The 22,479-nt window shown below is 63.0% G+C and carries 25 protein-coding genes, 1 tRNA gene and 1 riboswitch; of the genes, 12 read left to right on the top strand and 14 right to left on the bottom strand.

Translation table 11 applies throughout. The features are described from left to right. Positions 1-6 precede the first annotated feature (6 nt). Both fae and JWZ97_RS13875 read left to right on the top strand, forming a co-directional pair. Positions 7-540, top strand: coding sequence for a formaldehyde-activating enzyme (gene fae / locus JWZ97_RS13880; protein WP_205430301.1), 534 nt, complete (start codon positions 7-9; stop codon positions 538-540). Positions 541-599: 59 nt separating this feature from the next. Next, positions 600-1,313, top strand: coding sequence for a hypothetical protein (locus JWZ97_RS13875; protein ID WP_205430299.1), 714 nt, complete (start codon positions 600-602; stop codon positions 1,311-1,313). Positions 1,314-1,381: 68 nt separating this feature from the next. Here the strand turns inward: JWZ97_RS13875 and JWZ97_RS13870 are convergent, their stop codons facing one another. The 9 genes from JWZ97_RS13870 to rluD form a co-directional block, all read right to left on the bottom strand. After that, positions 1,382-1,846 carry a cytochrome c gene (locus JWZ97_RS13870; protein ID WP_205430297.1) on the bottom strand — a complete coding sequence of 155 codons (465 nt, stop codon included), beginning with the start codon at positions 1,844-1,846 and terminating at the stop codon, positions 1,382-1,384. Between the two features lie 130 nt (positions 1,847-1,976). Continuing rightward, on the bottom strand, positions 1,977-2,837 hold the full coding sequence (gene metF, locus JWZ97_RS13865; protein WP_205430295.1) for a methylenetetrahydrofolate reductase [NAD(P)H]: 861 nt from the start codon (positions 2,835-2,837) through the stop codon (positions 1,977-1,979). Positions 2,838-2,943: 106 nt separating this feature from the next. Then, on the bottom strand, positions 2,944-4,350 hold the full coding sequence (ahcY, locus tag JWZ97_RS13860; RefSeq protein WP_205430293.1) for an adenosylhomocysteinase: 1,407 nt from the start codon (positions 4,348-4,350) through the stop codon (positions 2,944-2,946). A gap of 77 nt (positions 4,351-4,427) precedes the next feature. Then, positions 4,428-4,503, bottom strand: a riboswitch (S-adenosyl-L-homocysteine riboswitch). 50 nt (positions 4,504-4,553) lie between these two features. Next, positions 4,554-5,717, bottom strand: a complete 1,164-nt coding sequence (gene metK / locus JWZ97_RS13855) for a methionine adenosyltransferase (protein ID WP_205430291.1) — start codon at positions 5,715-5,717, stop codon at positions 4,554-4,556. A gap of 124 nt (positions 5,718-5,841) precedes the next feature. Beyond that, positions 5,842-5,915, bottom strand: a tRNA-Gly gene (locus JWZ97_RS13850). Positions 5,916-6,109: 194 nt separating this feature from the next. After that, positions 6,110-6,712, bottom strand: a complete 603-nt coding sequence (locus JWZ97_RS13845) for a hypothetical protein (RefSeq protein ID WP_205430289.1) — start codon at positions 6,710-6,712, stop codon at positions 6,110-6,112. 83 nt (positions 6,713-6,795) lie between these two features. Next, positions 6,796-7,545, bottom strand: a complete 750-nt coding sequence (gene pgeF / locus JWZ97_RS13840) for a peptidoglycan editing factor PgeF (RefSeq protein WP_205430287.1) — start codon at positions 7,543-7,545, stop codon at positions 6,796-6,798. Between the two features lie 30 nt (positions 7,546-7,575). Then, a complete protein-coding gene (locus JWZ97_RS13835) occupies positions 7,576-8,094 on the bottom strand; it encodes a hypothetical protein (protein ID WP_205430277.1) in 519 nt (172 codons plus the stop codon). A 14-nt stretch (positions 8,095-8,108) separates the two neighbouring features. Beyond that, a complete protein-coding gene (gene rluD, locus JWZ97_RS13830; RefSeq protein WP_205430275.1) occupies positions 8,109-9,053 on the bottom strand; it encodes a 23S rRNA pseudouridine(1911/1915/1917) synthase RluD in 945 nt (314 codons plus the stop codon). A 105-nt stretch (positions 9,054-9,158) separates the two neighbouring features. Here rluD and JWZ97_RS13825 point away from each other — a divergent pair, with 105 nt between their 5' ends. The 3 genes from JWZ97_RS13825 (at position 9,159) to JWZ97_RS13815 (ending at position 11,440) form a co-directional block, all read left to right on the top strand. Beyond that, positions 9,159-10,001, top strand: a complete 843-nt coding sequence (locus JWZ97_RS13825) for an outer membrane protein assembly factor BamD (protein WP_205430273.1) — start codon at positions 9,159-9,161, stop codon at positions 9,999-10,001. Between the two features lie 9 nt (positions 10,002-10,010). Continuing rightward, positions 10,011-10,907, top strand: a complete 897-nt coding sequence (locus JWZ97_RS13820) for a carbohydrate kinase family protein (protein ID WP_205430271.1) — start codon at positions 10,011-10,013, stop codon at positions 10,905-10,907. Positions 10,908-11,140: 233 nt separating this feature from the next. Then, positions 11,141-11,440 carry an RNA-binding protein gene (locus JWZ97_RS13815; protein ID WP_205430269.1) on the top strand — a complete coding sequence of 100 codons (300 nt, stop codon included), beginning with the start codon at positions 11,141-11,143 and terminating at the stop codon, positions 11,438-11,440. A gap of 104 nt (positions 11,441-11,544) precedes the next feature. Here JWZ97_RS13815 and JWZ97_RS13810 read toward each other — a convergent pair whose 3' ends face one another. From JWZ97_RS13810 to JWZ97_RS13790, 5 genes are all read right to left on the bottom strand, one after another. Beyond that, positions 11,545-13,176 (bottom strand): NAD+ synthase, encoded by a 1,632-nt coding sequence (locus JWZ97_RS13810; protein WP_205434674.1) that lies wholly within the window; start codon positions 13,174-13,176, stop codon positions 11,545-11,547. A gap of 2 nt (positions 13,177-13,178) precedes the next feature. Then, positions 13,179-14,051, bottom strand: a complete 873-nt coding sequence (sucD, locus tag JWZ97_RS13805; protein ID WP_205430267.1) for a succinate--CoA ligase subunit alpha — start codon at positions 14,049-14,051, stop codon at positions 13,179-13,181. Continuing rightward, positions 14,048-15,208, bottom strand: a complete 1,161-nt coding sequence (sucC, locus tag JWZ97_RS13800; RefSeq protein ID WP_205430259.1) for an ADP-forming succinate--CoA ligase subunit beta — start codon at positions 15,206-15,208, stop codon at positions 14,048-14,050. Before sucC ends, sucD begins: the two co-directional genes overlap by 4 nt. Before the next feature lie 357 nt (positions 15,209-15,565). After that, a complete protein-coding gene (locus JWZ97_RS13795; RefSeq protein WP_205430251.1) occupies positions 15,566-15,973 on the bottom strand; it encodes a hypothetical protein in 408 nt (135 codons plus the stop codon). Positions 15,974-16,327: 354 nt separating this feature from the next. Continuing rightward, the gene (locus JWZ97_RS13790; RefSeq protein ID WP_205430249.1) at positions 16,328-16,885 is read right to left on the bottom strand and encodes a hypothetical protein; all 558 of its coding nucleotides are present in this window, start codon (positions 16,883-16,885) and stop codon (positions 16,328-16,330) included. A gap of 203 nt (positions 16,886-17,088) precedes the next feature. Between JWZ97_RS13790 and hisB the strand changes: the two genes are divergently transcribed. The 7 genes from hisB (at position 17,089) to JWZ97_RS13755 (ending at position 22,476) form a co-directional block, all read left to right on the top strand. After that, positions 17,089-17,682 (top strand): imidazoleglycerol-phosphate dehydratase HisB, encoded by a 594-nt coding sequence (gene hisB, locus JWZ97_RS13785; protein WP_205430247.1) that lies wholly within the window; start codon positions 17,089-17,091, stop codon positions 17,680-17,682. Positions 17,683-17,717: 35 nt separating this feature from the next. Further along, positions 17,718-18,380, top strand: coding sequence for an imidazole glycerol phosphate synthase subunit HisH (hisH, locus tag JWZ97_RS13780; protein ID WP_205430245.1), 663 nt, complete (start codon positions 17,718-17,720; stop codon positions 18,378-18,380). Between the two features lie 24 nt (positions 18,381-18,404). Next, a complete protein-coding gene (gene hisA / locus JWZ97_RS13775) occupies positions 18,405-19,136 on the top strand; it encodes a 1-(5-phosphoribosyl)-5-[(5-phosphoribosylamino)methylideneamino]imidazole-4-carboxamide isomerase (RefSeq protein ID WP_205430243.1) in 732 nt (243 codons plus the stop codon). A gap of 1 nt (position 19,137) precedes the next feature. Continuing rightward, positions 19,138-19,893 (top strand): imidazole glycerol phosphate synthase subunit HisF, encoded by a 756-nt coding sequence (gene hisF, locus JWZ97_RS13770; RefSeq protein ID WP_205430241.1) that lies wholly within the window; start codon positions 19,138-19,140, stop codon positions 19,891-19,893. Beyond that, positions 19,890-20,270 (top strand): phosphoribosyl-AMP cyclohydrolase, encoded by a 381-nt coding sequence (gene hisI, locus JWZ97_RS13765; RefSeq protein WP_371822512.1) that lies wholly within the window; start codon positions 19,890-19,892, stop codon positions 20,268-20,270. The genes hisF and hisI overlap by 4 nt, the downstream gene beginning before the upstream one ends. Further along, positions 20,267-20,587 (top strand): phosphoribosyl-ATP diphosphatase, encoded by a 321-nt coding sequence (locus JWZ97_RS13760; RefSeq protein WP_205430239.1) that lies wholly within the window; start codon positions 20,267-20,269, stop codon positions 20,585-20,587. Before hisI ends, JWZ97_RS13760 begins: the two co-directional genes overlap by 4 nt. A 203-nt stretch (positions 20,588-20,790) precedes the next feature. Continuing rightward, positions 20,791-22,476: a hypothetical protein gene (locus tag JWZ97_RS13755; RefSeq protein WP_205430237.1), complete on the top strand. Its 1,686-nt coding sequence runs from the start codon at positions 20,791-20,793 to the stop codon at positions 22,474-22,476. Positions 22,477-22,479: the final 3 nt, after the last annotated feature.

Below are 22,479 nucleotides of genomic sequence, written 5' to 3'. Positions count from 1 at the left end.
GCCCGCGTGTCAACCTTACATTTCAAGACTGGCGAAGCCACCGTTTTCGCGGCCGATGGCCAATATACCGACGCCATGCCGGAGATACTCATCGGTAACGTCGACGGCCCGGTTGGCCATGCGTTCGCCAATATGATGGGGCAAACGGCCGGTCATACCCGGATGTTCGCCATTCGCGCCTGTAACCAGATGGTCAAGCCGGCGACCCTGATGGTGCCCAAGGTGACCATCAAGAATAGCGCCACCATCAACCTGCTGGGCGGCGTGGTTCAGGCTGCCACTGCCGACGCGGTGCTGGACAGCGTGATCGAGGGCGTCATACCGCGCGATCTGGTGAATTCCTTGTGCATCATCAGCCTGGTCTGGCTGGATCCGCAATGCGTCACCGATCCCAACCGCGACGACAAGGACTTGTACCGCACCAACTACGAGGCCACCAAGCTGGCCATCAAGCGTGCGCTCAACGACGAACCCACCATCGAGGAACTGATCGCCAACCGTCATACGATCAAGCACGAGATGTACGATCCGGAAGCTTGATCCATGCCCCTCAGGGACGAGGGTCCGTTTTCCCGTCAATTCACACAGCCTGCAACGTCATGAAGTGGTTCCCTTTTTTCAGGAAAAATCCGCGCAGATCCGAACGTGCGGGGCGTTATCAGCAATTGCGCAAGGCCGGCCGTGAACTGAATGCGGTCTTGGCCAAGCAGGTTCCCAAGACCGCGATCGGTGAGTGCGGCAAGAAGCTGGGCATCTACAAAGCCGGGAATTTGATACTGAACAACGACGACGAAATCGCCATCCTGTTCGACTATGCCATCCACCATTACCGCCGTGGCGGCAAAACGGTGATCGAGCGGTATCTGGAGCAATCGCCGCCCGAGCCCGGTTCCGACGCGGCCACCCTGCTCCAGGCCATGCAGCAATCGCGGTATTCGGTATTTCGCGTCGTCGAGATCGAGCCGAACCAAGGTGCGCGGCTGCACGATTTGTTACGGGGGGATAGCCTGGATTTGATGGATCTCGGACTGGCGGCAACCGGTACGCCCGGCGTGGTGCTGGCGGGAATGGTGCTGCCGTTGGACGACTTCCACATATCGTCGGGCAGTCTGATTCCCCTGCCGGAAGGCGTGTTCGAAGAAAAAATCCTGCCGGTCGCCGACAAGTTCATGGCGGCCGATGCCGACGGGACGCGCCCGGTCTTGTCGCCGGCCCAGGCCGCTTCCTTCGCCGCCCAGGTCATCCGCATCGCGCTGTACGCGGGCGGCGAGGACAATACTTTCTATACGGATATCGAGCCCAGCTACGACTGAGGCGCCGGGCTCGACCTTGCGCGAGCGGTCCGGGCGCCCTGCCGGCGTCCGGACCGCTCTTCCAGGCTTTATTGCTCCTTGGCGCGGAACTTGTCGTGACAGCCCTTGCAGGCTTCCCCGGTCTTGGCGAACTGCGCCTTGATCGCGTCGATATTGCCGGTATCGGCGGCGGCGGCCAGCGCATTGGCTTCGGTGATGAAGGCGACGCCGACGTTCTTGGCGTCATCCGTTTGCTGGAAGAACTCGGATTTCAGGCGGGTCGGCTTCCAGCCGGTGCCCTTGTCGGTGCCGGGGCCGAACAGCCCACCCAGACCGGAGTTCGCGGCGGCGGCGACGGCGTGCGCGGCGGCGGAGACCTGGTCCTTGTTGAAGGTTTCCGGATGATCGATCGTCTGGCTCTTGATCTTGGCGCAGTTCCAGGCGATGAACGTGAAGGTCGATTGGCGGAAGCGGATCTGATCCTCGATGGGGCCGGCCACTGCCGCGACGCTCGCGGCGCTTGCGATGACGGCCAATAACAACTTGTTCCTCATGTGTTTATCTCGCTGTTTGTTAGAGTGATGCGTAAACGCAAATCTGTCGGCGTCCTACCGGTTTTCCCATCAGGATGATCGACCCGGCCATTATGCAGGATGCCCGCTGCGGGCCGCCATTCACGCCCGCTTACGCAGGCATCCCCAGCCCCAGATTCCGCCAGATGCCCAAGGTCGCCTCGGCTTGGTTCAGGGTATAGAAATGCAGGCCCGGCGCGCCGCCTTCCAGCAGCCGCCGGCATAAATCGCTCACCACTTCCAGGCCGAAGGCGCGGATGGCCTTGCGGTCGTCGCCGTATTGTTCCAGGCGCTTGCGCATCCAGCGGGGGATGTCGGCGCCGCACGCTTCCGAGAAACGCGCGAGCTGGGAGTAATTGGTGATGGGCATGATGCCCGGCACGATGGGCAGGGCCAGTCCCAGTTTTTCGCAGTCGTCGACGAAGCGGAAATAGGCTTCGGCGTTGTAGAAATATTGGGTGATGGCGGCATTGGCGCCGGCCTCCACCTTGCGCTTGAAATTGCGCAGGTCGGCCGCGTAGTTCGGCGCCTGCGGGTGCGTCTCGGGGTAGGCGGCGACCTCGATATGGAAATGGTCGCCGGTTTCGGCGCGGATGAATTCCACCAATTCGTTGGCGTAGCGGAACTCGCCGGCCGATAGCATGCCGGAAGGCATGTCGCCTCGCAGCGCCACGATGTGGCGGATGCCGCGCGATTGATAGGCTTGCAGCACTTCGCGGATGTTGGCCTTGGTCGAGGCGATGCAGGAAATGTGCGGTGCCCCTTCGATGCCGGTGGTCTCCTGGATCTCGACGACGGTTTCGAAGGTTCGCTCCCGCGTCGATCCGCCGGCGCCGAAGGTGACCGAGCAGAAGCGTGGCTTCAGTACGGCGAGTTGGCTCGTGGTCTCGCGCAGCTTGGCGGCCGCCTCGTCGCTCTTGGGCGGGAAGAACTCGAAGCTGAAAACCGGTGGATAGTGTTTTTGGGTATCCATAGATCTCTTCCATTTTCAGGGATGATCGATGCGAAAAAAGGCCGCGAGTGAACGGCGGCCTTTTGTTATTCGAACATCCTTGTCGGGCCCTCAGGGCGTGTCCGGCTTAGTAGCGGTAATGCTCGGACTTGTAGGGGCCTTCCTTGGGCACCCCGATGTAGGCGGCCTGCGCATCGGTCAGTTCGGTCAGCTGGGCGTTGAGCTTTCTGAGCTGCAAACGGGCGACCTTTTCGTCCAGGTGCTTGGGCAGGGTGTAGACACCGACCGGGTAGTCCGCCGTCCGGGTGTACAGCTCGATCTGGGCGATGGTCTGGTTGGCGAAAGAAGAGCTCATCACATAGGACGGATGGCCGGTGGCGCAGCCCAGGTTCACCAACCGGCCCTTGGCCAGCAGGATGATGCGCTTGCCGTCCGGGAAGATGACGTGGTCGACCTGCGGCTTGATCTCTTCCCACTGGTAGCCTTCGATGCTGGCGACGTCGATCTCGTTGTCGAAGTGGCCGATGTTGCAGACGATGGCCTGGTCCTTCATCTTGGCCAGGTGGTCGTGGGTGATGACGTGGTAGTTGCCGGTGGCGGTGACGAAGATGTCGGCCTTGTCGGCGGCGTAATCCAGGGTGACCACGCGGTAGCCTTCCATCGCGGCCTGGAGGGCGCAGATCGGGTCGATCTCGGTGACCCAGACCTGGGCGGAAAGCGCGCGCAGAGCCTGGGCCGAGCCCTTGCCTACGTCGCCGTAGCCGGCCACCAGGGCGATCTTGCCGGCGACCATCACGTCGGTGGCGCGCTTGATGCCGTCCACCAGGGATTCGCGGCAGCCGTACAGATTGTCGAACTTGGATTTGGTGACCGAGTCGTTGACGTTGATCGCCGGGAACTTCAGCTCGCCGCGCTCGTGCATCTGATACAAACGGTGCACGCCGGTGGTGGTTTCCTCGGTGACGCCCTTGACGGCCGCCAGACGCACGGAATACCAGGTCGGATCGACAGCGAGCTTGGCCTTGATGGCGGCGAACAGGATGGTCTCTTCTTCCGAGCCCGGCTTGGCCAGCACGGAGATGTCCTTTTCGGCGCGGGCGCCCAGATGCAGCAGCAGGGTGGCGTCGCCGCCGTCGTCCAGGATCATGTTCGAGTAGCCGCCGTCCGGCCAGTCGAAGATGCGGTGGGTGTAATCCCAGTACTCATCCAGCGATTCGCCCTTGACGGCGAATACCGGGATGCCGTCGGCGGCGATGGCGGCGGCGGCGTGGTCCTGGGTGGAGAAGATGTTGCAGGAGGCCCAGCGCACCTCGGCGCCCAGCGCGGTCAGCGTCTCGATCAACACCGCGGTCTGGATGGTCATGTGCAGCGAGCCGGTGATACGCGCGCCTTTCAGCGGTTGGCTGGCGGCATACTCCTCGCGGATGGCGATCAGGCCGGGCATCTCGGTCTCCGCGATGCGGATTTCCTTGCGGCCCCAGTCGGCGAGGGAAAGGTCGGCGACCTTGTAGTCGGTAGAATTAACAGCGGTCATGGTTTCATGCTCCTTTAGGTTGCAATCCACCTATGCAATGCGGGCACGAAGCTCGATACACCGCCACTGCCAGGTGGGTGAATCGAGCGCCGTTGAAATCGTAGCCCCTGGCCGAGCCTGGCGGGTGGTCCCGTCGCAGCGCTCCTCGGTCGGGTAAAAACTGTGGGGGCCGACGATATCACGCCGGCCCCTCTGCGTAAAAATTACAGTCCGGCGTCGGCCTTCAAGGCTGCGGCCTTGTCGGTCTTCTCCCAGGTGAACTCCGGCTCTTCGCGGCCGAAGTGGCCGTAGGCGGCGGTCTTCTGGTAGATCGGACGCAGCAGGTCCAGCGAGTTGACGATGCCTTTCGGACGCAGGTCGAAGTGCTTCAGGACCAGGTCGGTGATCTTCTCGTCGGAGATCTTGCCGGTGCCGTAGGTTTCCACCATGACGCTGGTCGGCTGCGCGACGCCGATGGCGTAGGACACCTGGATCAGGCAGCGCGAAGCCAGGCCGGCGGCGACGATGTTCTTGGCCACGTAACGGCCGGCGTAAGCGGCGGAACGGTCGACCTTGGACGGATCCTTGCCGGAGAACGCGCCGCCGCCGTGCGGGGCGGCGCCGCCGTAGGTGTCGACGATGATCTTGCGGCCGGTCAGGCCGCAGTCGCCCTGCGGGCCGCCGACCACGAAGCGTCCGGTCGGGTTGACCAGGTATTTGATCTCGCCCTTGATCAGTTCCTTGGGCAGCACCGGCTTGATGATTTCTTCGATCACTGCCTCGCGGATCTGCGGCAGTTCGATGTCCGGCGAGTGCTGGGTGGACAGCACCACGGTGTCGATGGAATCGGGCTTGCCGTCCACGTAGCGGATGGTGACCTGGGACTTGGCGTCCGGACGCAGCCAGGGCAGAGTGCTGCGGCGCAGTTGCGACTGGCGCTCGACCAGGCGGTGGGACAGATAGATCGGCAGCGGGAACAGCGTGTCGGTTTCGTCGCAGGCGTAGCCGAACATCAGGCCCTGGTCGCCGGCACCTTGGTCCAAATCGTCGTCGTAGGCCTTGTTGACGCCCTGTGCGATGTCGGGCGACTGCTTGTCGTAAGCCACCAGTACCGCGCAGCCCTTGTAGTCGATGCCGTATTCGGTGTTGTCGTAGCCGATGCGCTTGATGGTTTCGCGCGCGACGTTGATGTAATCGACGTTGGCATTGGTCGTGATTTCACCCGCCAGCACCACCAGTCCCGTGTTGCACAGCGTTTCGGCCGCGACGCGCGAATGTTTGTCCTGTTCGAGGATGGCGTCGAGGATGGCGTCGGAGATCTGGTCGGATACCTTGTCCGGATGACCTTCGGATACGGATTCTGAAGTAAAGAAGTAGTTCCTGCTCACTGGCTGACCTTGATGATTGCGGCAAATGGCCGAAATTGAAAACGGGGATTATAGGGCAGAGTACGTAGCGGGTAAAAAAGCTTCTCCCCGGCCCCGGACCTTGGCAGGGGTACACGGCAGAAAGTGGAGCGAGCGAAGGGAATCGAACCCTCACTACCAGGATGGGAACCTGGAGTTCTACCATTGAACTACGCTCGCGGCGGCTCGGGATGCCAAGCCTATGCGTGAAAGGAATCTTACGGGCTTTTGCGTCCGCTCACAACCGCACAACCGAGGCGCAGCACATCGAGACAAGGACAAAAACGCCCTACTCGGCAGGAGTAAGGCGTTTTATGCCTAGCCAGGGTTGGCAGACGCCGCGCAGCGGCAGTCTGCCGCTCGTGGTTGATTGCTTAGCTGGCTTTGCGGCGGCTGAAGGCAAGCAAGCCGGCCAGGCCCGAGCCGAACAGCCAAATCGCCATCGGTACCGGAACGCCGCTGATGCTTTCAGGCGCCGTGGGATCAAGGTAAGTGCGGAAGTTGCTGAGCCCCGCGGCTTGTCCGGAGGTGCTGATATTGAAAATCGAGCCTGTCGCGATTATTTGGCCGAAGTCGAGTACGAGCTCATGCTTGCCGAAATGCACGGCCAGGATGCTGTAGGGCGTCGTGCTGGTAAAAGAGGCTGAACTGCCGCCGCCCAGGCTGTCGACGTGTTCGCTTTGGGCTACGTCCTTGCCGAACAGGTCTTGGACGATCGTTTCCAGCGCACTGGGAGCTTGGCTGGTGTTGCCGTTGGCGTTTGTGCTGTACCAGATGCTGCTGGCGTTGGGAACTCCCCAGTATTTGATGCTGAGCGGGTCACCGTTGGCGCCCGTCAGGACGAAGAGGCTGTTGGCAACCGGCGTGGGCGCAAGCAGGCTAAAAGTCAGGGGGTCGGGTGTTGGAGCGGTCGCCTGTGCGACGGTCGCAGCCAACATGGATGCTAAAAACACTATCGTTCTAATGAAAAGGTCCATGAGTGATTCCTGGGTCGCTGGCGGGTAATACGAAATAAGCCTACTCACGTTTTTTGCCGATCGCAAGATTTTTCGTACGAACCTCAGTATTTCCAGATCAGGGTGGCCATGCGGCCGGTGCGTCCGTCGCGGCGGTAGGAATAGAAGCGGTCCGGGTCGCCGTAGGTGCAGTGTCCGCCGCCATGGATATCGTCGATACCGAGCCCGCCCAGAACCAACCGGGCCAGCGTGTACAAGTCGGCTTTCCACTTGTCCGCATGGGGCCTGAAGGCGTGCTCGCACTCCCCCAGCCGATCGATGAAAGTCCGGCGCACCTCGTCGCCGACTTCGAAGGCGTCGGAGCCTATGGCCGGGCCCAGCCAGGCGAGGAGATCGGTCGTGCCCAGCGCGTCCACCGTGGCTTCCACCACGCCGTCAGCCAGCCCACGCCAGCCGGCGTGGACCGCGGCGATGCGCTCGCCCCGGCGGTCGCAGAGCAGGATAGGCAGGCAATCGGCCGTCATCACGGCGCAGACCGTGGCGGGCCGGTCGGTCCAGGATGCGTCGGCGATTACCGTTGCAGGGGCGTCCGCTCGCACGGCGGTGGTTCCGTGCACCTGGTTGAGCCAGAGGGGCTCGGCCGGCAGATCGAGGGCCTGGGAAAGCAGCTTACGGTTGCTTGCTACGCGCTCGGGATCATCGCCGACGTGGGTGCCCAGGTTGAGGCCGGCGAATTCACCCCGGCTTGCGCCGCCCTTTCGCAGGCTGCTGGCCGCGCGGACATGGGCGGGAGCGGGCCAGTCGGGAACTATCCAGCCGGGGGAGCCGAGTGGCGGATGGTTTTCTGTAGTCACGCTTTCGTGCTCCTGGGTTACTTGCCGGGGCTAAGGCGTATTCGTCACTTCTTTGAGTCCGTGGTCGTCGATCTTGAACCGTGCCCGGCCTGTTCGGCTGGGACAGCATAGGGGATCGCCCTGTTCGTATTCGCTGGTTTGCACGATCAGACGGCCTCCTTCCAGGCCGAGCCGGTCGAAATCGATGTGCCGCCAGCCTTTTCCGCCGATTTTCAGCGTGCCGGCTTCGGCCAGCGAGCCCGGCCGGCCGCGCAGAACTGACAGATAGAAGTGGTAGTTGTTGCCGCCGTCGAAACCTTCGACCGTGAAGAACGCGACGACATCTTTCACGCCGTCGCCATCGACGTCGAGGACATGAATTTTCCGGGCTTCGGCATATTCCTCGGCGTCAGGGTCGTTGCCCTTGATGCGGGAAACGATAGCGTCGACGTATTTCGTCGCTTCGGCGACGGGCGCCGGGGGATCGTCGGATGGATCTTCGCAGGATGCGAGTGCCAGGGCCAAGGTCATCATCATGATCGCCAAGCGCTGGGGCCTGCCCGGTCGCATCCTTGCGGCTTTCCTCATGCCGCCGCCCGCAATGCGTCCAGCAGCTCGGCCATGTCGGCCGGCAGGTCGGATTGCCATTCCAGCCACTCGCCGCTGTCCGGGTGTTCGAGGCCCAGGGTTTCGGCGTGCAAGCCTTGGCGCTTGAATGCGCGCAATGCCGCGGCCAGCGCTTCGTTGCCGCCCGGCAGGGTTTTCAGCCGCCCGCCGTAGACCGGATCGCCCAGCAGCGGATGATGCAGATAGGCCATGTGTACGCGAATCTGGTGGGTGCGGCCGGTTTCCAGCTTGACGCGCAGCAGCGTATGGCCGGGCAGGCGCTCGGCGATGCGGTAGTGGGTGACGGCTTCCTTGCCGTCCTCGCGCACGGCGTAGCGTTTGCGGTCGCGAGGATGCCGGCCGATCGGAGCGTCCACCGTGCCGCCGGCGGTGAGATAGCCCTGCGCCAGCGCCAGGTATTCCCGGTGGATACTGCGTTCCTGTAACTGGTCGACCAGGGACTTGTGCGCGCGCAGGGTCTTCGCCACCATCAGCAGCCCGCTGGTGTCCTTGTCGATCCGGTGCACGATGCCGGCGCGGGGCACCGTCGCCAGTTGGGGGGCATGATGCAGCAAGGCGTTCTGCAAGGTGCCGTCGGGATGGCCGGCGGCCGGGTGCACCACCAGTCCGGCGGGCTTGTCGACGATGAGGATGGCTTCGTCCTCGTAGACCACGGTCAGCGGGATGTCCTGTGCTTCCGCGTCGCCCAGTTCTTCGAGTTCCGCGTGCAGTTCCACTTGTTCGCCGCCGAAGACCTTGTGCTTGGAGCTGGAGACGGCGCCGTCCACCCGCGCCAGCCCCGCCTTGATCCAGGCTTGCAGCTTGCTGCGGGAAAAGTCGGGAAAAATTTCTGCCAAGGCCTGATCGAGCCGCTGGCCGGCCAATTCGGGAGGGATTTCCGCCGTGAGTATTTCGGTTTCCACGTAATGATTACTTGCTGGGTTGGGGAGGGCGGGCGCGGCCGTCTATGGGCGGTGCGGGAATCGGGGTATACTCCGGGCACCAGCGATACTCGGCCATTACCCCTTATGTCTGCTATTCGATTTGCCGTGACTCTTCCTCGTTTGCTCCTGATCGCCGCCTTGCTGGGTGCTGCCGCGCTGGCCGGATGTTCCACGACCAAGGAGGCGGAGGAAGAGTATGCCGACTGGTCCGCGGAGCAGCTTTACAGCGAGGCCAAGCAGTCCCTGACCTCGAAAAACTATGAAAAAGCCATCAAGCTTTACGAGAAGCTGGAAGCGCGCTATCCCTTCGGCAATTACGCGACTCAGGCCCAGATCGACATCGCCTACGCCTATTACAAGAACAGCGACCCCGACTCCGCGCTGGCGGCGGTTGACCGTTTCATCAAGCTGAATCCCACCCATCCGCGGGTCGACTACGCGTATTATCTCAAGGGTTTGATCAATTACAACCGCGGCATCAGCTTCGTCGACCGCTTCATGCCGACCGACTCCTCTCAGCGCGATCCCGGTTCGGCGCGCGACGCCTTGCGCGATTTCAGCGACCTGCTGACGCGCTACCCGAACGGCCCCTACGCGGAAGACAGCCGGCAGCGCGTGACCGCCCTGCGCAACAACCTGGCGATGTACGAGGTGCACGTCGCGGATTTTTACATGCGTCGCGGCGGTTACGTGGCTGCCGCCAACCGTTGCAAGGAAGTGCTGCAGCGCTATCAGCGCACTCAGGCCGTGCCCCAGGCATTGAAAATTCTGGAGGAGGCCTATCGCAAGCTGGAACTCACCGAACTCGCCGACGATACGGCCAGGGTCTACGCGCTCAATTATGCTCAGGGAGCGCCTTCGGCCGGCTTGCTGCAGGAGCCGACGGCGGCCGAAAAGGTCTGGGACTTCCTAGGATTCGACCGCTGATCCGTCCCCATGCCCCCCCTGGACGTGTTGTGCGTAGGCCATGCGTCCTACGACCTGATCTTTTCCGTTCCCCATCATCCTTCCGCTGACGAGAAACTGTTCGCCGACGCCTTTCTGGCTTGCGGCGGCGGACCGGCGGCCAACGCCGCCGTTGCCGTCGCGCGTTTCGGCCTGCAAGCGGCTTTCGCGGGCCATCTCGGGCTCGATCTCTACGGCGAGCGTCATTTCCAGGAACTGCGGGAAGCCGGGGTGCTCACCGACTGGCTGGCTCGGGATGAAACCCCGACGCCCTTGTCCGTCGTCCTGGTCAAGCCCGACGGCTCCCGCGCCTTGGTCAACTACAAGGGTGCTACCCGACATCTGGCCGCCGGCGCCATCGATTTCTCCCGCTGCCGGCCCAAGGTCATCCTCTTCGATGGCCACGAACCGGCGATTTCCCTTCCGCTGGCCCGGCGCGCCCGGGCCGAAGGCATCGCCACGGTGCTGGACGCCGGCTCGCTGCACGAAGGAACACGCGCACTGATGACGGAAGTGGACTATCTGGTCGCGTCGGAAAAATTCGCCCGACAATGTCTCGGACGGGACGACGAACCGGCCGCGCTGGACCATTTGGCCGCTCATGCACCGGCGGCGGTCATCACCTTGGGCGAGCGCGGTCTGATTTGGCGGCGTGGGGAAAAGCGGGGTGCCTTGCCGGCGTTTCCGATCCACGCCGTGGATACCACCGGCGCCGGCGACGTATTCCACGGGATCTTTGCCGCGGCCTTGGCCGTGCGGATGGATTGGCCGGACGTTCTGCGTCACGCCAGCGCGGCGGGCGCTTTGTGCTGCGCGGCCACCGGAGCTCGCACCGGGATACCGAAACGCGAGGGCATCGACAACCTGCTGAGACAAATTCCCGCATAAAAAAGGTTGACAGGGAGATTATGGCCGGGTTAGTTATGCCTCCCAGACCTTAATTTGGGATAGGCCGCTCGTGCCTGACGCGATAGTCACGCTATGGACGAAAAACCCTAATTCGAATACAGCTTTGATCTTCCAGACGAAGCGGTATCGTCAGCTCTTGATCTCAGTGCCATTGATCGAGTGATTGATGTGTTCAGGCAAATGGCACGCCGAGTAGAGAGCAGGGTTTTTCGATGAATATCTATGTAGGGAATCTTTCTTATCAAGTCACCAGCGATGAGTTGCGCAAGGCCTTCGAACAGTTCGGCGAGGTGACCTCCGCCAACGTCCTCACCGACAAGTTCACGGGGCAGTCCAAGGGCTTCGGCTTCGTCGAGATGCCGAATCAGGCCAACGGCGAGGCGGCCATCAAGCAACTGGATGGCGTCGCGCTCAAGGGCCGCAACATACGCGTGAACGAAGCGCGTCCCCGCACGGAAGGCGGTGGCGGGAACGGTGGTCCCCGGCGTAGCGCGGGTCCACGACGTTTCTGAAAGCGCCAGGCGAGTTTCCGGCCGGGTGTCCTCGGCTGGAAACTCGGGGTTCCCGCCCCCACCGCCTGCGCTGAACCAGCGAGGCACTGGCCGGATAAACGCCCCTAGCGGGCCGGGCCGGATTTGAATCCGCTGGTGATGGGATAACGCCGGTCGCGGCCGAATGCGCGGCGGCTGATCTTGATGCCCGGCGGCGCTTGGCGCCGTTTGTATTCGTTCAGGTCGACCAGGCGCGCGACGCGCAGCACATCGGTTTCGGAAAACCCGGCCGCGATGATTTCCTCCACCGACTGATCCAACTCCACATAACGCTCCAGGATGGGATCGAGCACCGCATAAGGCGGCAGCGAGTCCTCGTCCTTCTGATCCGGTGCCAGTTCCGCCGACGGCGGGCGATCCAGCACCCGTTGCGGTATCACCGGTGACAGCCGGTTACGCCACTCGCACAGCTTGTAGACCAGCAGCTTGGGCACGTCCTTGAGCGGCGCGAAGCCGCCCGCCATGTCGCCGTACAGGGTCGCGTAGCCCACGCTCATCTCGCTCTTGTTGCCGGTGGTCAGCAGTATCTTGCGTTTCTTGTTGGACAAGGCCATCAGGATCACCCCGCGGCAGCGCGCCTGGAGGTTCTCTTCGGTCGTGTCTTTCGGCAAACCGGCGAATACCTCGTCCAGCAAGCCTGTGAAGGCCTGGAAGGCCGGCTCTATGGGGATGAGATGGTGCACCACGCCCAGCGCTTCGGCCTCCAGTCGGGCGTCCTCCACGCTCATGTCGGCGGTATAGCGCGAGGGCATCAGCACGCCTTCGACCTTGTCGGCCCCCAGGGCGTCGACGGCCAAAGCCAGGGTGAGGGCCGAATCGACCCCGCCGGACAGCCCTAACACCGCGCCCTGGAAGCCGTTCTTGCCGGCGTAGTCGCGTATGCCGAGAACCAATGCCCGATAGACGCTTGCGACCTCATCCGCCGGCTCGACCAGGGGGCCGGGAGCCGGCACCAGCGTGTCGCCCTCGCGCACAAATTCGACGACCGTAAGCGCTTCCTCGAACTCCGGCAGTCGGGAAGTGATTTCGCCACGCGCGTTCATCACGAAAGAGGCCCCGTCGAATACCAGTTCGTCCTGGCCGCCGACCAGGTTGACGTAGACCAGGGGTACGCCGGCCGCCTCGACGCGTGCCCGCACCGCGTGTTCGCGTTCCACGGTCTTGCGCGCGTGGAAGGGGGAGGCGTTGAGGTTGAGGACCAGGCGGGCGCCGGCCTGCGCGGATTGTTCCACCGCGCCGGGCAGCCAGACGTCCTCGCAGATCGTGATCCCGACCGGCACGCCTTCCAGTTCGAAGACGCAGGACTTATCTCCGGCCTGGAAATAGCGTTTCTCGTCGAACACCCCGTAGTTGGGCAAGGCCTGCTTGCGGTAGACGCGCTCGATCGCGCCGTCTCTCAACACCGCGGCACTGTTGTACAAAGCGCCCTTGTCGCGCTCCGGATAGCCGACGACCAGAGTGATGCCCACGGCAGCCTCGGCCAGTTCGGTCAGCGCCTGATCGACCCGCTCGATGAAGTGCGGCTTGAACAGCAGGTCTTCGGGCGGATAGCCGGTCAGGGTCAGCTCGGGAAAAACGACTGCGTGAGCCTTGAGTTCGTCGCGGGCGCGGCGAGCCGTGTCGGCCACCTTGCGGGCATTACCGGCGATATCACCGACCAGCAGGTCGATCTGGGCGATGGCGATGCGCAGCGTCACGCTCAACCGCCCAGCCTTTCCAGCATGGCCTGGCCCATCTTGGCCGGGCTGTCCACGATGCTGACCCCGGCCGCTTTCAAGGCCGCGAATTTGCCCGCCGCCGTGCCCTTGCCGCCGCTGACGATGGCGCCGGCATGGCCCATGCGTTTGCCGGGCGGGGCGGTGGATCCGGCGATGTAGCCGACCACGGGCTTGCTGACGTGGGCCTTGATGTACTCCGCGGCTTCTTCCTCGGCACTGCCGCCGATCTCACCGACCAGGATGATGCCTCGCGTCTGCGGATCCTGCTCGAACAATTCCAGTACCTCGATGAAGTCCAGGCCGTGTATGGGATCGCCGCCTATGCCGACGCAGGTGCTCTGGCCCAGTCCGGCGCGCGTGGTCTGGTGCACCGCCTCATAGGTGAGGGTGCCGGAGCGCGAGACCACGCCTATGCTGCCGGGCTGGTGGATGAAACCCGGCATGATGCCTATCTTGCACTCGCCGGGGGTGATGATGCCGGGGCAATTCGGACCGATCAGGCGGGCGCCGGTGGACTTCAGCGCCGCCTTCACCCTGAGCATGTGCAGGACCGGGATGCCTTCGGTGATGCAGACGATCAGTTCGATTCCGGCATCGGCCGCTTCCAGGATGGCGTCGGCGGCGAAGGCCGGGGGCACGTAGATCATGCTGGCCGTGGCGCCGGTCTGGGTGACCGCCTGCTTCACCGTATCGAATACCGGCAGATCGAGATGGGTCTGCCCGCCGCGGCCCGGCGTGACGCCGCCCACCAGTTGGGTGCCGTAATCCAGGCATTGGCGGGAATGGAAGGTGGCCTGCTTGCCGGTAAACCCCTGGCAGATCAGCTGGGTGCTCTTGTCGACGAGTATGCTCATGCTGCCGCCTCCACCGCCTTCTTCGCCGCCTCGTCCAGGTCTTCGGCCGGGATGATGGCCAGGCCGGAATCGGCCAGCCGCTTGCGGCCTTCCGGCGCGTTGGTGCCTTCCAGGCGGACGACCACCGGCACCTGCACGCCGACTTCCTTCACCGCGGCGATGATGCCCTCGGCGATCAGATCGCAGCGCACGATGCCGCCGAAGATGTTGACCAGCACGGCGCGTATACCGGCGTCGGACAGGATGAGCTTGAAGGCCTCGGCCACTTTCTCCTGCGTCGCGCCGCCGCCCACGTCGAGGAAGTTGGCCGGCTGGCCGCCGTGCAGCTGAACCAGGTCCATGGTCGCCATCGCCAGGCCGGCGCCGTTGACCATGCAGCCGATGTTGCCGCCCAGGGTGATGTAGTTCAGCCCGTGCTGATGGGCGGCATGCTCCTTGGGGTCTTCCTGGGCGGCATCGCGCAGCTCGGCCAGGTCGGGATGGGCGTAGAGGGCGTTGTCGTCCAGGTTGATCTTGGCGTCCAGGGCCAGCAGCCGGCCCTCTCCGGTGACGATGAGCGGATTGATCTCGATCTGGCTGGCGTCCTTGTCCAGAAACAATCGGTACACGCCCTGCATGATGGCCGTCAGCGCCTGGACTTGCGCGCCTTCCAGTCCCAGACCGAAGGCGAATTCGCGGCACTGGTAGCCCTGCAATCCGGCGGCCGGATCGACCTTGCAGCTGAGGATACGCTCGGGGGTCTGCGCCGCGACCTCTTCGATGTCGACGCCGCCCGCGGCGGACGCCATGAACACCACGCGCTCGCTGGCACGGTCGACCAGGCAGCTCAAATACAGTTCACGGGCGATGGGATGCACTTCTTCCACCAGCACGCAATCCACCGGCAGACCTGCTCCGCCGGTCTGGTAGGTCGCCAGTTTCGCGCCGAGCAGGCGGTCGGCCTCGGCCGCGGCGGCGTCGGCGCTGTCCACCAGGGCGACGCCGCCGGCCTTGCCGCGTCCGCCGGCGTGGATTTGCGCCTTGACGACCCAGCGCTCGCCGCCCAGGGCGTGGGTTGCTTCAAAGGCTTCCTGGCGGCTGAAAGCCGGCAAACCGCGGGGTACGGCGATGCCGTAGCGGGAAAACAAATTCTTGGCCTGATATTCGTGAAGATTCATGTCGTATCGCGATGGGATTGAAGCCGGATTAAATCATCTTAAAAGGCGACAAGGTGGCGCCAAAACGGTGTGTGAGTCTGCAAGCGGCGGGTGAAGCGGCTCGCGGCGGCAGGGCTAGGCGTCCGAGCAGGCGGCGCGCCGAAGGGGTGCATGGCAATGCCACCCGCGAGAATTACGGTCTGATGATCGTTCCCGCCCGTAGCGCGTCGACAGCCGGTACGGAGTCGAACGGGACCATCGGACGGAAAATATATTCGGTATTAAGCCCGGCAGGACGAAGCGGAGCGAGTCGACTCATGCGGCCGATGGGATTCGGCGTCCTCGCGTTCGCCCCTACCTCACCATCCGGGATGTATCCTAAGCCTGGTATTTTTCCAGCGCCTTGAAAGCGTCCAATGCGGCTTTGACCTTTTCGGACACGTTCACCGTCAATTCGGAATTCTTGTAGACCTTGGGAAGCAGACCTTCGGCGACCAGAGCCTCCTTGATCCATTTCTTGGCGAAGCGGTAGTTTCGCGGTGCCGGTGAGGTTTCGCCATCCGCGGGATTGCGCAATAACGGCCCTTTCTCGGCCGCCGGGGATGCCGTCGGCTCGGTGGGAGGGACTGCTTCGGGGGCGGGCGCGGCTACGACTGCAGCCACTTCGGCGGGGGGAGGGACCTCCGCGGCCGGAGCGGGTGTACCGCCCGTGGATACCGTCTTGAAAACTTCATAGATCACATAGCCGATGAACAGCACGGTCAGGCCGAAAAGCAGTTCGGTCATGGCATTTCCCCTTCCAAGTTTTATTGTTGTGGTCGTGATGCATGCTTCCGCCGCAAGCGGCCGCCACGGCAATACTCGGCGGCCCGGCGCGTAAACGCGCACAACATAGGCCTAAACCGCCGAAATCGCAACAATCAGGCCTAGTTGTGCGGCGGTTCGTCCCCGCGTGGCTGGGGTCTGGTCGGGGCCGACCAAGTCGACACGAGCCGCAAGAAATCGGGTGTCTTCATTCCAGCCGGAAAACCCGGCCAAAAAAAAGCCCGTCTTGCGACGGGCTTAGATAACTCTCGGAGCTTCCGAAAAAGGGAGGAACATTCAATCTGACATTCTCCGCTGGCGTAAGTTTCCGTCTTTTTACAGGAAAAGCGCGGTGACGGCGCCACCCAGAACGAAGGACAGCAGTAGCGCCAAGGGTATGCCCACGAGCACCAGAAAAACGATCACCGCGATGCGGTGCATCCAGTCCAGTGTGTCCCACCATGCCAGCGCTTTTTGCTTCAGTTTCGTCCACCAGTTCCGTGTCAGTTCGGTGTACAAGGCCTTGTAGTCGGTGATGGCCTGACTGGCCGCCCGATACCAGATCATGGCTTTACGGATCAGGAAATAGAGCAGCGCGAGTCCGATGACCAGACCGGTGTAGGCCGTGGCGATGGGCGCGACGGCGTGGCTCAAGCCTATCATCTCGTAGCCGACGTCCAGCGATTGCTCGGCCACTTCGAGCGTGATCTCGATACCGTGCAGGAGATAGTTCGTGATGAGCTCGGGGTAGGACGCGATGGCGGCGATCAGACCCAACCACAGCGAGATCCAGATCAAGCCGCGCAAGGCGGTCGGTTTGCGCCGCGGCCCGGTATCTGTCTTGATGGGGTGTTTGGTGCGTTCTGATTGCAGGCGGTCAGGCGATGTGCTCATGAGTACATACCCCAAATGAATTGGAAAAATTAAGAAATCGCCGATCCGGCGCGGAAACTCGGTCCGGCGATTTTAGCCGAGCTTGCGGCGAGGCGCGATAACCCGCCGGCGGGGCGCCGCTGGCGCGAGGGTTTATCAATGTCCGGCAAGCGATTATCATAGAACTTGAACCTCCTTATTCCCCCCATCGGAAATTCGGTTACATGTCCGCACGCACCGCTCACGTGGAGCGCAATACCCTGGAGACCCAGATTCAGGTCCGAATCAATCTGGATGGGCGCGGCACTGGCCGCTTCGACACCGGGGTTCCCTTCCTCGAACACATGCTCGACCAGATTGCCCGCCACGGCCTGATCGATCTCGATATCCAGGCGAAGGGCGATCTGCACATCGACGCTCATCACACCGTGGAGGACGTCGGCATCGCCTTGGGCCAGGCCTTCGATCAGGCCGTGGGCGACAAGAAAGGCATCCGCCGCTACGGCCACGCCTATGTTCCGCTGGACGAAGCCTTGACGCGGGTGGTGATCGATTTTTCCGGCCGGCCCGGGCTGGACTACGGTGTCACCTTCCCGCGCGCGCGCATCGGCGATTTCGACGTGGATCTGCTGCTGGAGTTTTTCCGCGGTTTCGTGAACCATGCCAAGGTCAGTCTGCATATCGACAACCTGAAAGGCGTCAACGCCCACCACGTCGCCGAAACGATATTCAAGGCGTTCGGCCGGGCCTTGCGCGCGGCGCTCGAACGGGACGAACGCATGGCCGACATCACCCCGTCCACCAAGGGCGTGCTTTAAGGTTTTCCACACCTCTTAACTCTGGTTCCGTCCCTATGTCCTCGGTGGCCGTCATCGATTACGGAATGGGTAATCTCCATTCCATCGCCAAAGCGCTGCAGCACGCCAGCCCCGGTACCTTCGTCAACGTGACGGCCGATCCGGCCGCGCTGTGCGCCGCCGACCGGGTGGTGTTCCCCGGTGTCGGTGCCATCCGTGACTGCATGGTGGCCCTGACCGAACGGGATCTGGTGCCCGTGCTGCACGAACTGGCGGCGAGCAAGCCTCTGCTGGGCATTTGTCTCGGCATGCAGGCGCTGCTCGAAAGCAGCGAAGAGAATAACGAGACGCCCTGCCTGGGATTGATGCCCGGCCGGGTGGTCCGCTTTGCGGACGACCTGGTGGATGCCGACGGCACACCCCTGAAGATTCCTCACATGGGATGGAACCGCGTCCATCAGGCCGGCGATCACCCGATCTGGTCCGGAATTCCCCAGGACAGCCGTTTTTATTTCGTGCACAGCTACTACGCGCGGCCTGCCGAGGAAAGCCTGGTCGCCGCCACCAGCGATTATCCCGCGCCCTTCGCCGCCGCCTTGGCGCGCGACAACGTGTTCGCGGTCCAGTTTCACCCGGAGAAGAGCCAAGCCGCCGGTCTGAGGCTGCTGGCGAACTTCCTGGCGTGGGAGCCGGGCGGTCAACGCCTTTCGTCCAATTAAACCGAGAGTTACGAGGATACGAGCATGCTTTTGATACCTGCTATCGACCTGAAAGATGGCAAGTGTGTCCGTTTGCGGCAGGGGCGCATGGAAGACGATACGGTGTTTTCCGACGATCCGGTGGCCGTCGCCGGCCGCTGGGTGGCCGAGGGCGCGAAGCGCTTGCACTTGGTCGATCTGGACGGCGCTTTTGCCGGTGTGCCCCGCAACGGCGAGGTGATTCACGCCATACGCGTAACTTATCCGGACATACAGATACAGGTCGGCGGCGGTATCCGCGACGAGGACACCATCCAGGCCTATCTCAACGCCGGGGTGGACTTCGTCATCATCGGCACAAAGGCGGTCAGCGCGCCGCATTTCGTCAGCGACGTGGCGGCCGAGTTCCCCAATCACATCATCGTCGGTTTGGACGCGAAGGACGGTAAGGTCGCCATCGACGGCTGGTCCAAGCTCTCGCACCACGACGTGATCGACCTGGCGCAGAAGTTCGAGGACGACGGCGTGGAAGCCATCATTTATACCGACATCAGCCGCGACGGCATGATGGGCGGCGTCAACATCGAAGCCACGGCTCGCTTGGCGCGGGCGATCCAGATCCCGGTGATCGCTTCGGGCGGCATCACCAATCTGGACGACATCCGCGCCCTGGGCGAGATCGTGAGCGACGGCGTCATGGGTGCCATCACCGGCCGCGCCATCTACGAAGGCACGCTGGATTTCGCCGAAGGCCGCAAGCTGGCGGAAAATTTCTAGGATGCTCGCGAAACGCATCATTCCCTGCCTGGACGTGGACAATGGCCGCGTCGTCAAGGGCGTCAAATTCGTCGAAATCCGCGATGCCGGCGATCCGGTCGAAATCGCCCGCCGCTACGACCGCGAAGGCGCGGACGAACTGACCTTTCTCGACATCACGGCCAGTTCGGACAACCGCGAGACCATGGTGCACGTGGTCGAACAGGTTGCCGGCGAGGTCTTCATTCCCTTGACGGTGGGCGGCGGCATCCGCACCCTGGAAGACATCCGCCGCATGCTCAACGCCGGGGCCGACAAAGTCAGCATCAACACGGCGGCGGTATTTAACCCGGAATTCGTGCGCGAGGCGGCGGAAAAATTCGGCTCGCAATGCATCGTCGTCGCCATCGACGCCAAGCAGGTCGGCGACCATTGGGAAATCTTCACCCATGGCGGGCGCAAGCCGACGGGACTGAACGCGGTCGACTGGGCGCGCAAGATGGTGGATTACGGCGCCGGCGAAATCCTGCTCACCAGCATGGACCGCGACGGCACCAAATCCGGTTTCGACCTGGCCCTGACGCGCGCCCTGAGCGAGGCGGTCAGCGTGCCGGTCATCGCCTCCGGTGGGGTCGGCAATCTGCAGCATCTGGCCGACGGCATCCTCGAAGGCAAGGCCGATGCGGTATTAGCGGCCAGCATCTTTCATTTCGCCGAATACAGCATACGCGAAGCCAAGGAATACCTGGCCGCCCGCGGCATCGAGGTGCGCTTGTGAGCTGGCTGGACGAGATCCGCTGGACGGCCGATGGGCTGGTGCCGGTGATCGCCCAGGAAGCGGACACCGGCACAATCCTGATGTTCGCCTGGATGAACAGGGAGTCTTTGGCGCTGACCGCCGAGGAAGGCTATGCGGTGTACTGGTCGCGCTCGCGCAACAAGCTCTGGCGCAAGGGCGAGGAGTCCGGGCATCGGCAAAAAGTGCGGGAGATCCGCCTGGATTGCGACGAGGACGTGATCCTGCTCAAGGTCGAACAGGCCGGCGGCATCGCCTGCCATACCGGCCGTCATCATTGCTTTTTCCGCATCCTGCGCGACGGGCAGTGGGAAACCGTCGATCCCGTCCTCAAATCCCCCGAGACCATCTACCGATGACGCAGACCGACGTGTTGAGCCGCCTGGCCGAGGTGCTTGAGCAGCGCAAATCCCAGGACCCCCAGTCGTCCTACGTGGCCAGCCTTTATGCCAAAGGACTGGATACCATACTCAAGAAGGTCGGCGAGGAGGCGACCGAAACGGTGATCGCCGCCAAGGGCGGAGACAAGCCGCAAATCGTCTACGAAATGGCCGACCTCTGGTTTCATTGCCTGGTCCTGCTGGCCCAACAGGGACTTACGCCCGACGACGTCCTGAACGAACTCGACCGGCGCTTCGGCCTCTCGGGGCATGAGGAAAAGGCGGCTCGGGGATAAGCCCGCAGAGCCCACCGAAGCCGGTCGGGCTTGATCCCGGCGCGACTCCGCAGGCGTGCTAGACTTCCCCGGGTTGTCTGGGCGCGGCGAGTCGCGTCCGTGATCGCATAGCGCCGAGAGTCCACCAAGAGATTCGTTGCCCTGCCATGGTATCCACACCCTCTCAAATATCCAATCGTCGCGCGCCACGCAGCGAGCCGAACATGCCGGCCGAACTCAGCGAAAAAGGGCTGTCGGCCTGGCTGGACGAGTTGCCTCTGGCCAACGTCGAGGTTTCCGGGCAGTCCCTGTTGACCCTGTTGCGCATGTTGAATCAAATCGAGAGTTTCGCCAGCGGCGAGCATCTCGGACTATTGGAACGGTTGCGGGCGACGGTGTATATGCTCGCCGACCGCGCCATAGAAATGCATTTGCGCGGCGACGTCACTTTCCCCCTGCCCCGCGTCACCCGCCGCTCGGCCGGGCTGGGTTATTTGCTGTGCCGCGAATTCGGCCGCGCGTATCTCAGGGTGGCAAGCGGCAAGAGTTTTTACAGCGAACGGGCGCTCGACAAGGCTGCACGGCAGCGATGCCTCTACCGGGCGCTGGAAGCCTACGGCGAGATGCAGCTGAAGTACCAGGCCATCTATCTGCCGGTGCCTCACGGATACTGGCGGGAGGTGTATGGTCTGTACGCGGCCGCGGAGCAGCGCGGATGGCACGCGGAGAAAATCGCCGGGGTGAAGGGGGAGCGCTCCGGAGATACCATCCTGGCGGTATTCAAGCACATCCTGCTGTTTTCGCTGGCCCATTGCCAGCGTTATCGTCCCCTGGAAATCCGCCAGATCCATGAAGTTACCGGGCGCTTCGCCCATCTCGCCGAGCTGAACGCCGAGCCGCGACGGGCCGACGAATCGGCGGCGTTCTCACTCGATCTCGGCGGCGACGAACCGCCCCGGCCTATCCAGGCGGGGCCCAAGGGCGACGACGCCAAATTCCGTTTTCTCCTCACCCGCACACTCGTCCGGCAAGCGCTGGCCTACTACGGCGAGGCCGAGAGCCGGCGTTGGAGCGGCATCCGCATGCGCCGTACGATGTTGAAGCGCCTGATCCAGTCGCTTGCGGCACCGGAGCGCCGGAAGTCGTCGCGTCTGCCTTCGCGGGAGGAGCGCACGCTCACCCTGGGCTTGGAAAACTTGGCCTTGGCCATGACGGGCGATGATCGGGGCCCGGTCAAGAGCGCTCCCAAACGCGCTACCAGCGTGGTTCAGGTCAGGGGCGTTACCTTGCTGGATGTCCCCGATTACACGTTGCAATTGACCGATCGTGACGAACGTGACCAAGACAGGCGGGATATGCGCAGCGAGACATCCATCGGTCAGCGATGGCGCGGCGAGCAATCCAAGGTGCGCCAGGATGACATCTGGACGGACCGGGGACTGGCCTTGTCGCCGGGGCGCAATCCCGCCATTCCGCTCGCCTGGACGGTGAACGCCAGCGCGCACGGATACTGCTTGTGCTGGGTGAGCAAAGAACTGTCCTGTGTCAGAGTGGACGAACTGATCGGCGTGCCTGATGAAGACGGCAATCTGAATGTCGGCGTGGTTCGCTGGCTCAGCCATGATAGCGAAGACAATCTGCTGTTGGGCGTCGAACTGCTGTCGCCAGCCTCCACGCCGGTGGCCATCAGCGTTTCCGGCAGCTTCGAAGACGAACGGCACGGTTTGTTGCTTCCGGTCAACAAGCGTTTGGGCGCGTCTTCCAGCCTCATCACCCCGCCCGCGAGCTTTCAGCTCGGCCAGATCGTGCGCCTGGAAACCGCCGGCCATAGCCGAAACTGCCGTTTGGAAAGGCTGATCGAAAGCAATTTCTCGTTCAGCCATTTCGGCGTCGTTGGCGTGGAAGGCTGATTC

It is taken from the genome of Methylococcus sp. EFPC2, assembly GCF_016925495.1.
Taxonomy (GTDB): Bacteria; Pseudomonadota; Gammaproteobacteria; order Methylococcales; family Methylococcaceae; genus EFPC2.
Note: the sequence above shows the minus strand (reverse complement) of the source record. Positions and strands in the feature narration are given on the sequence as shown.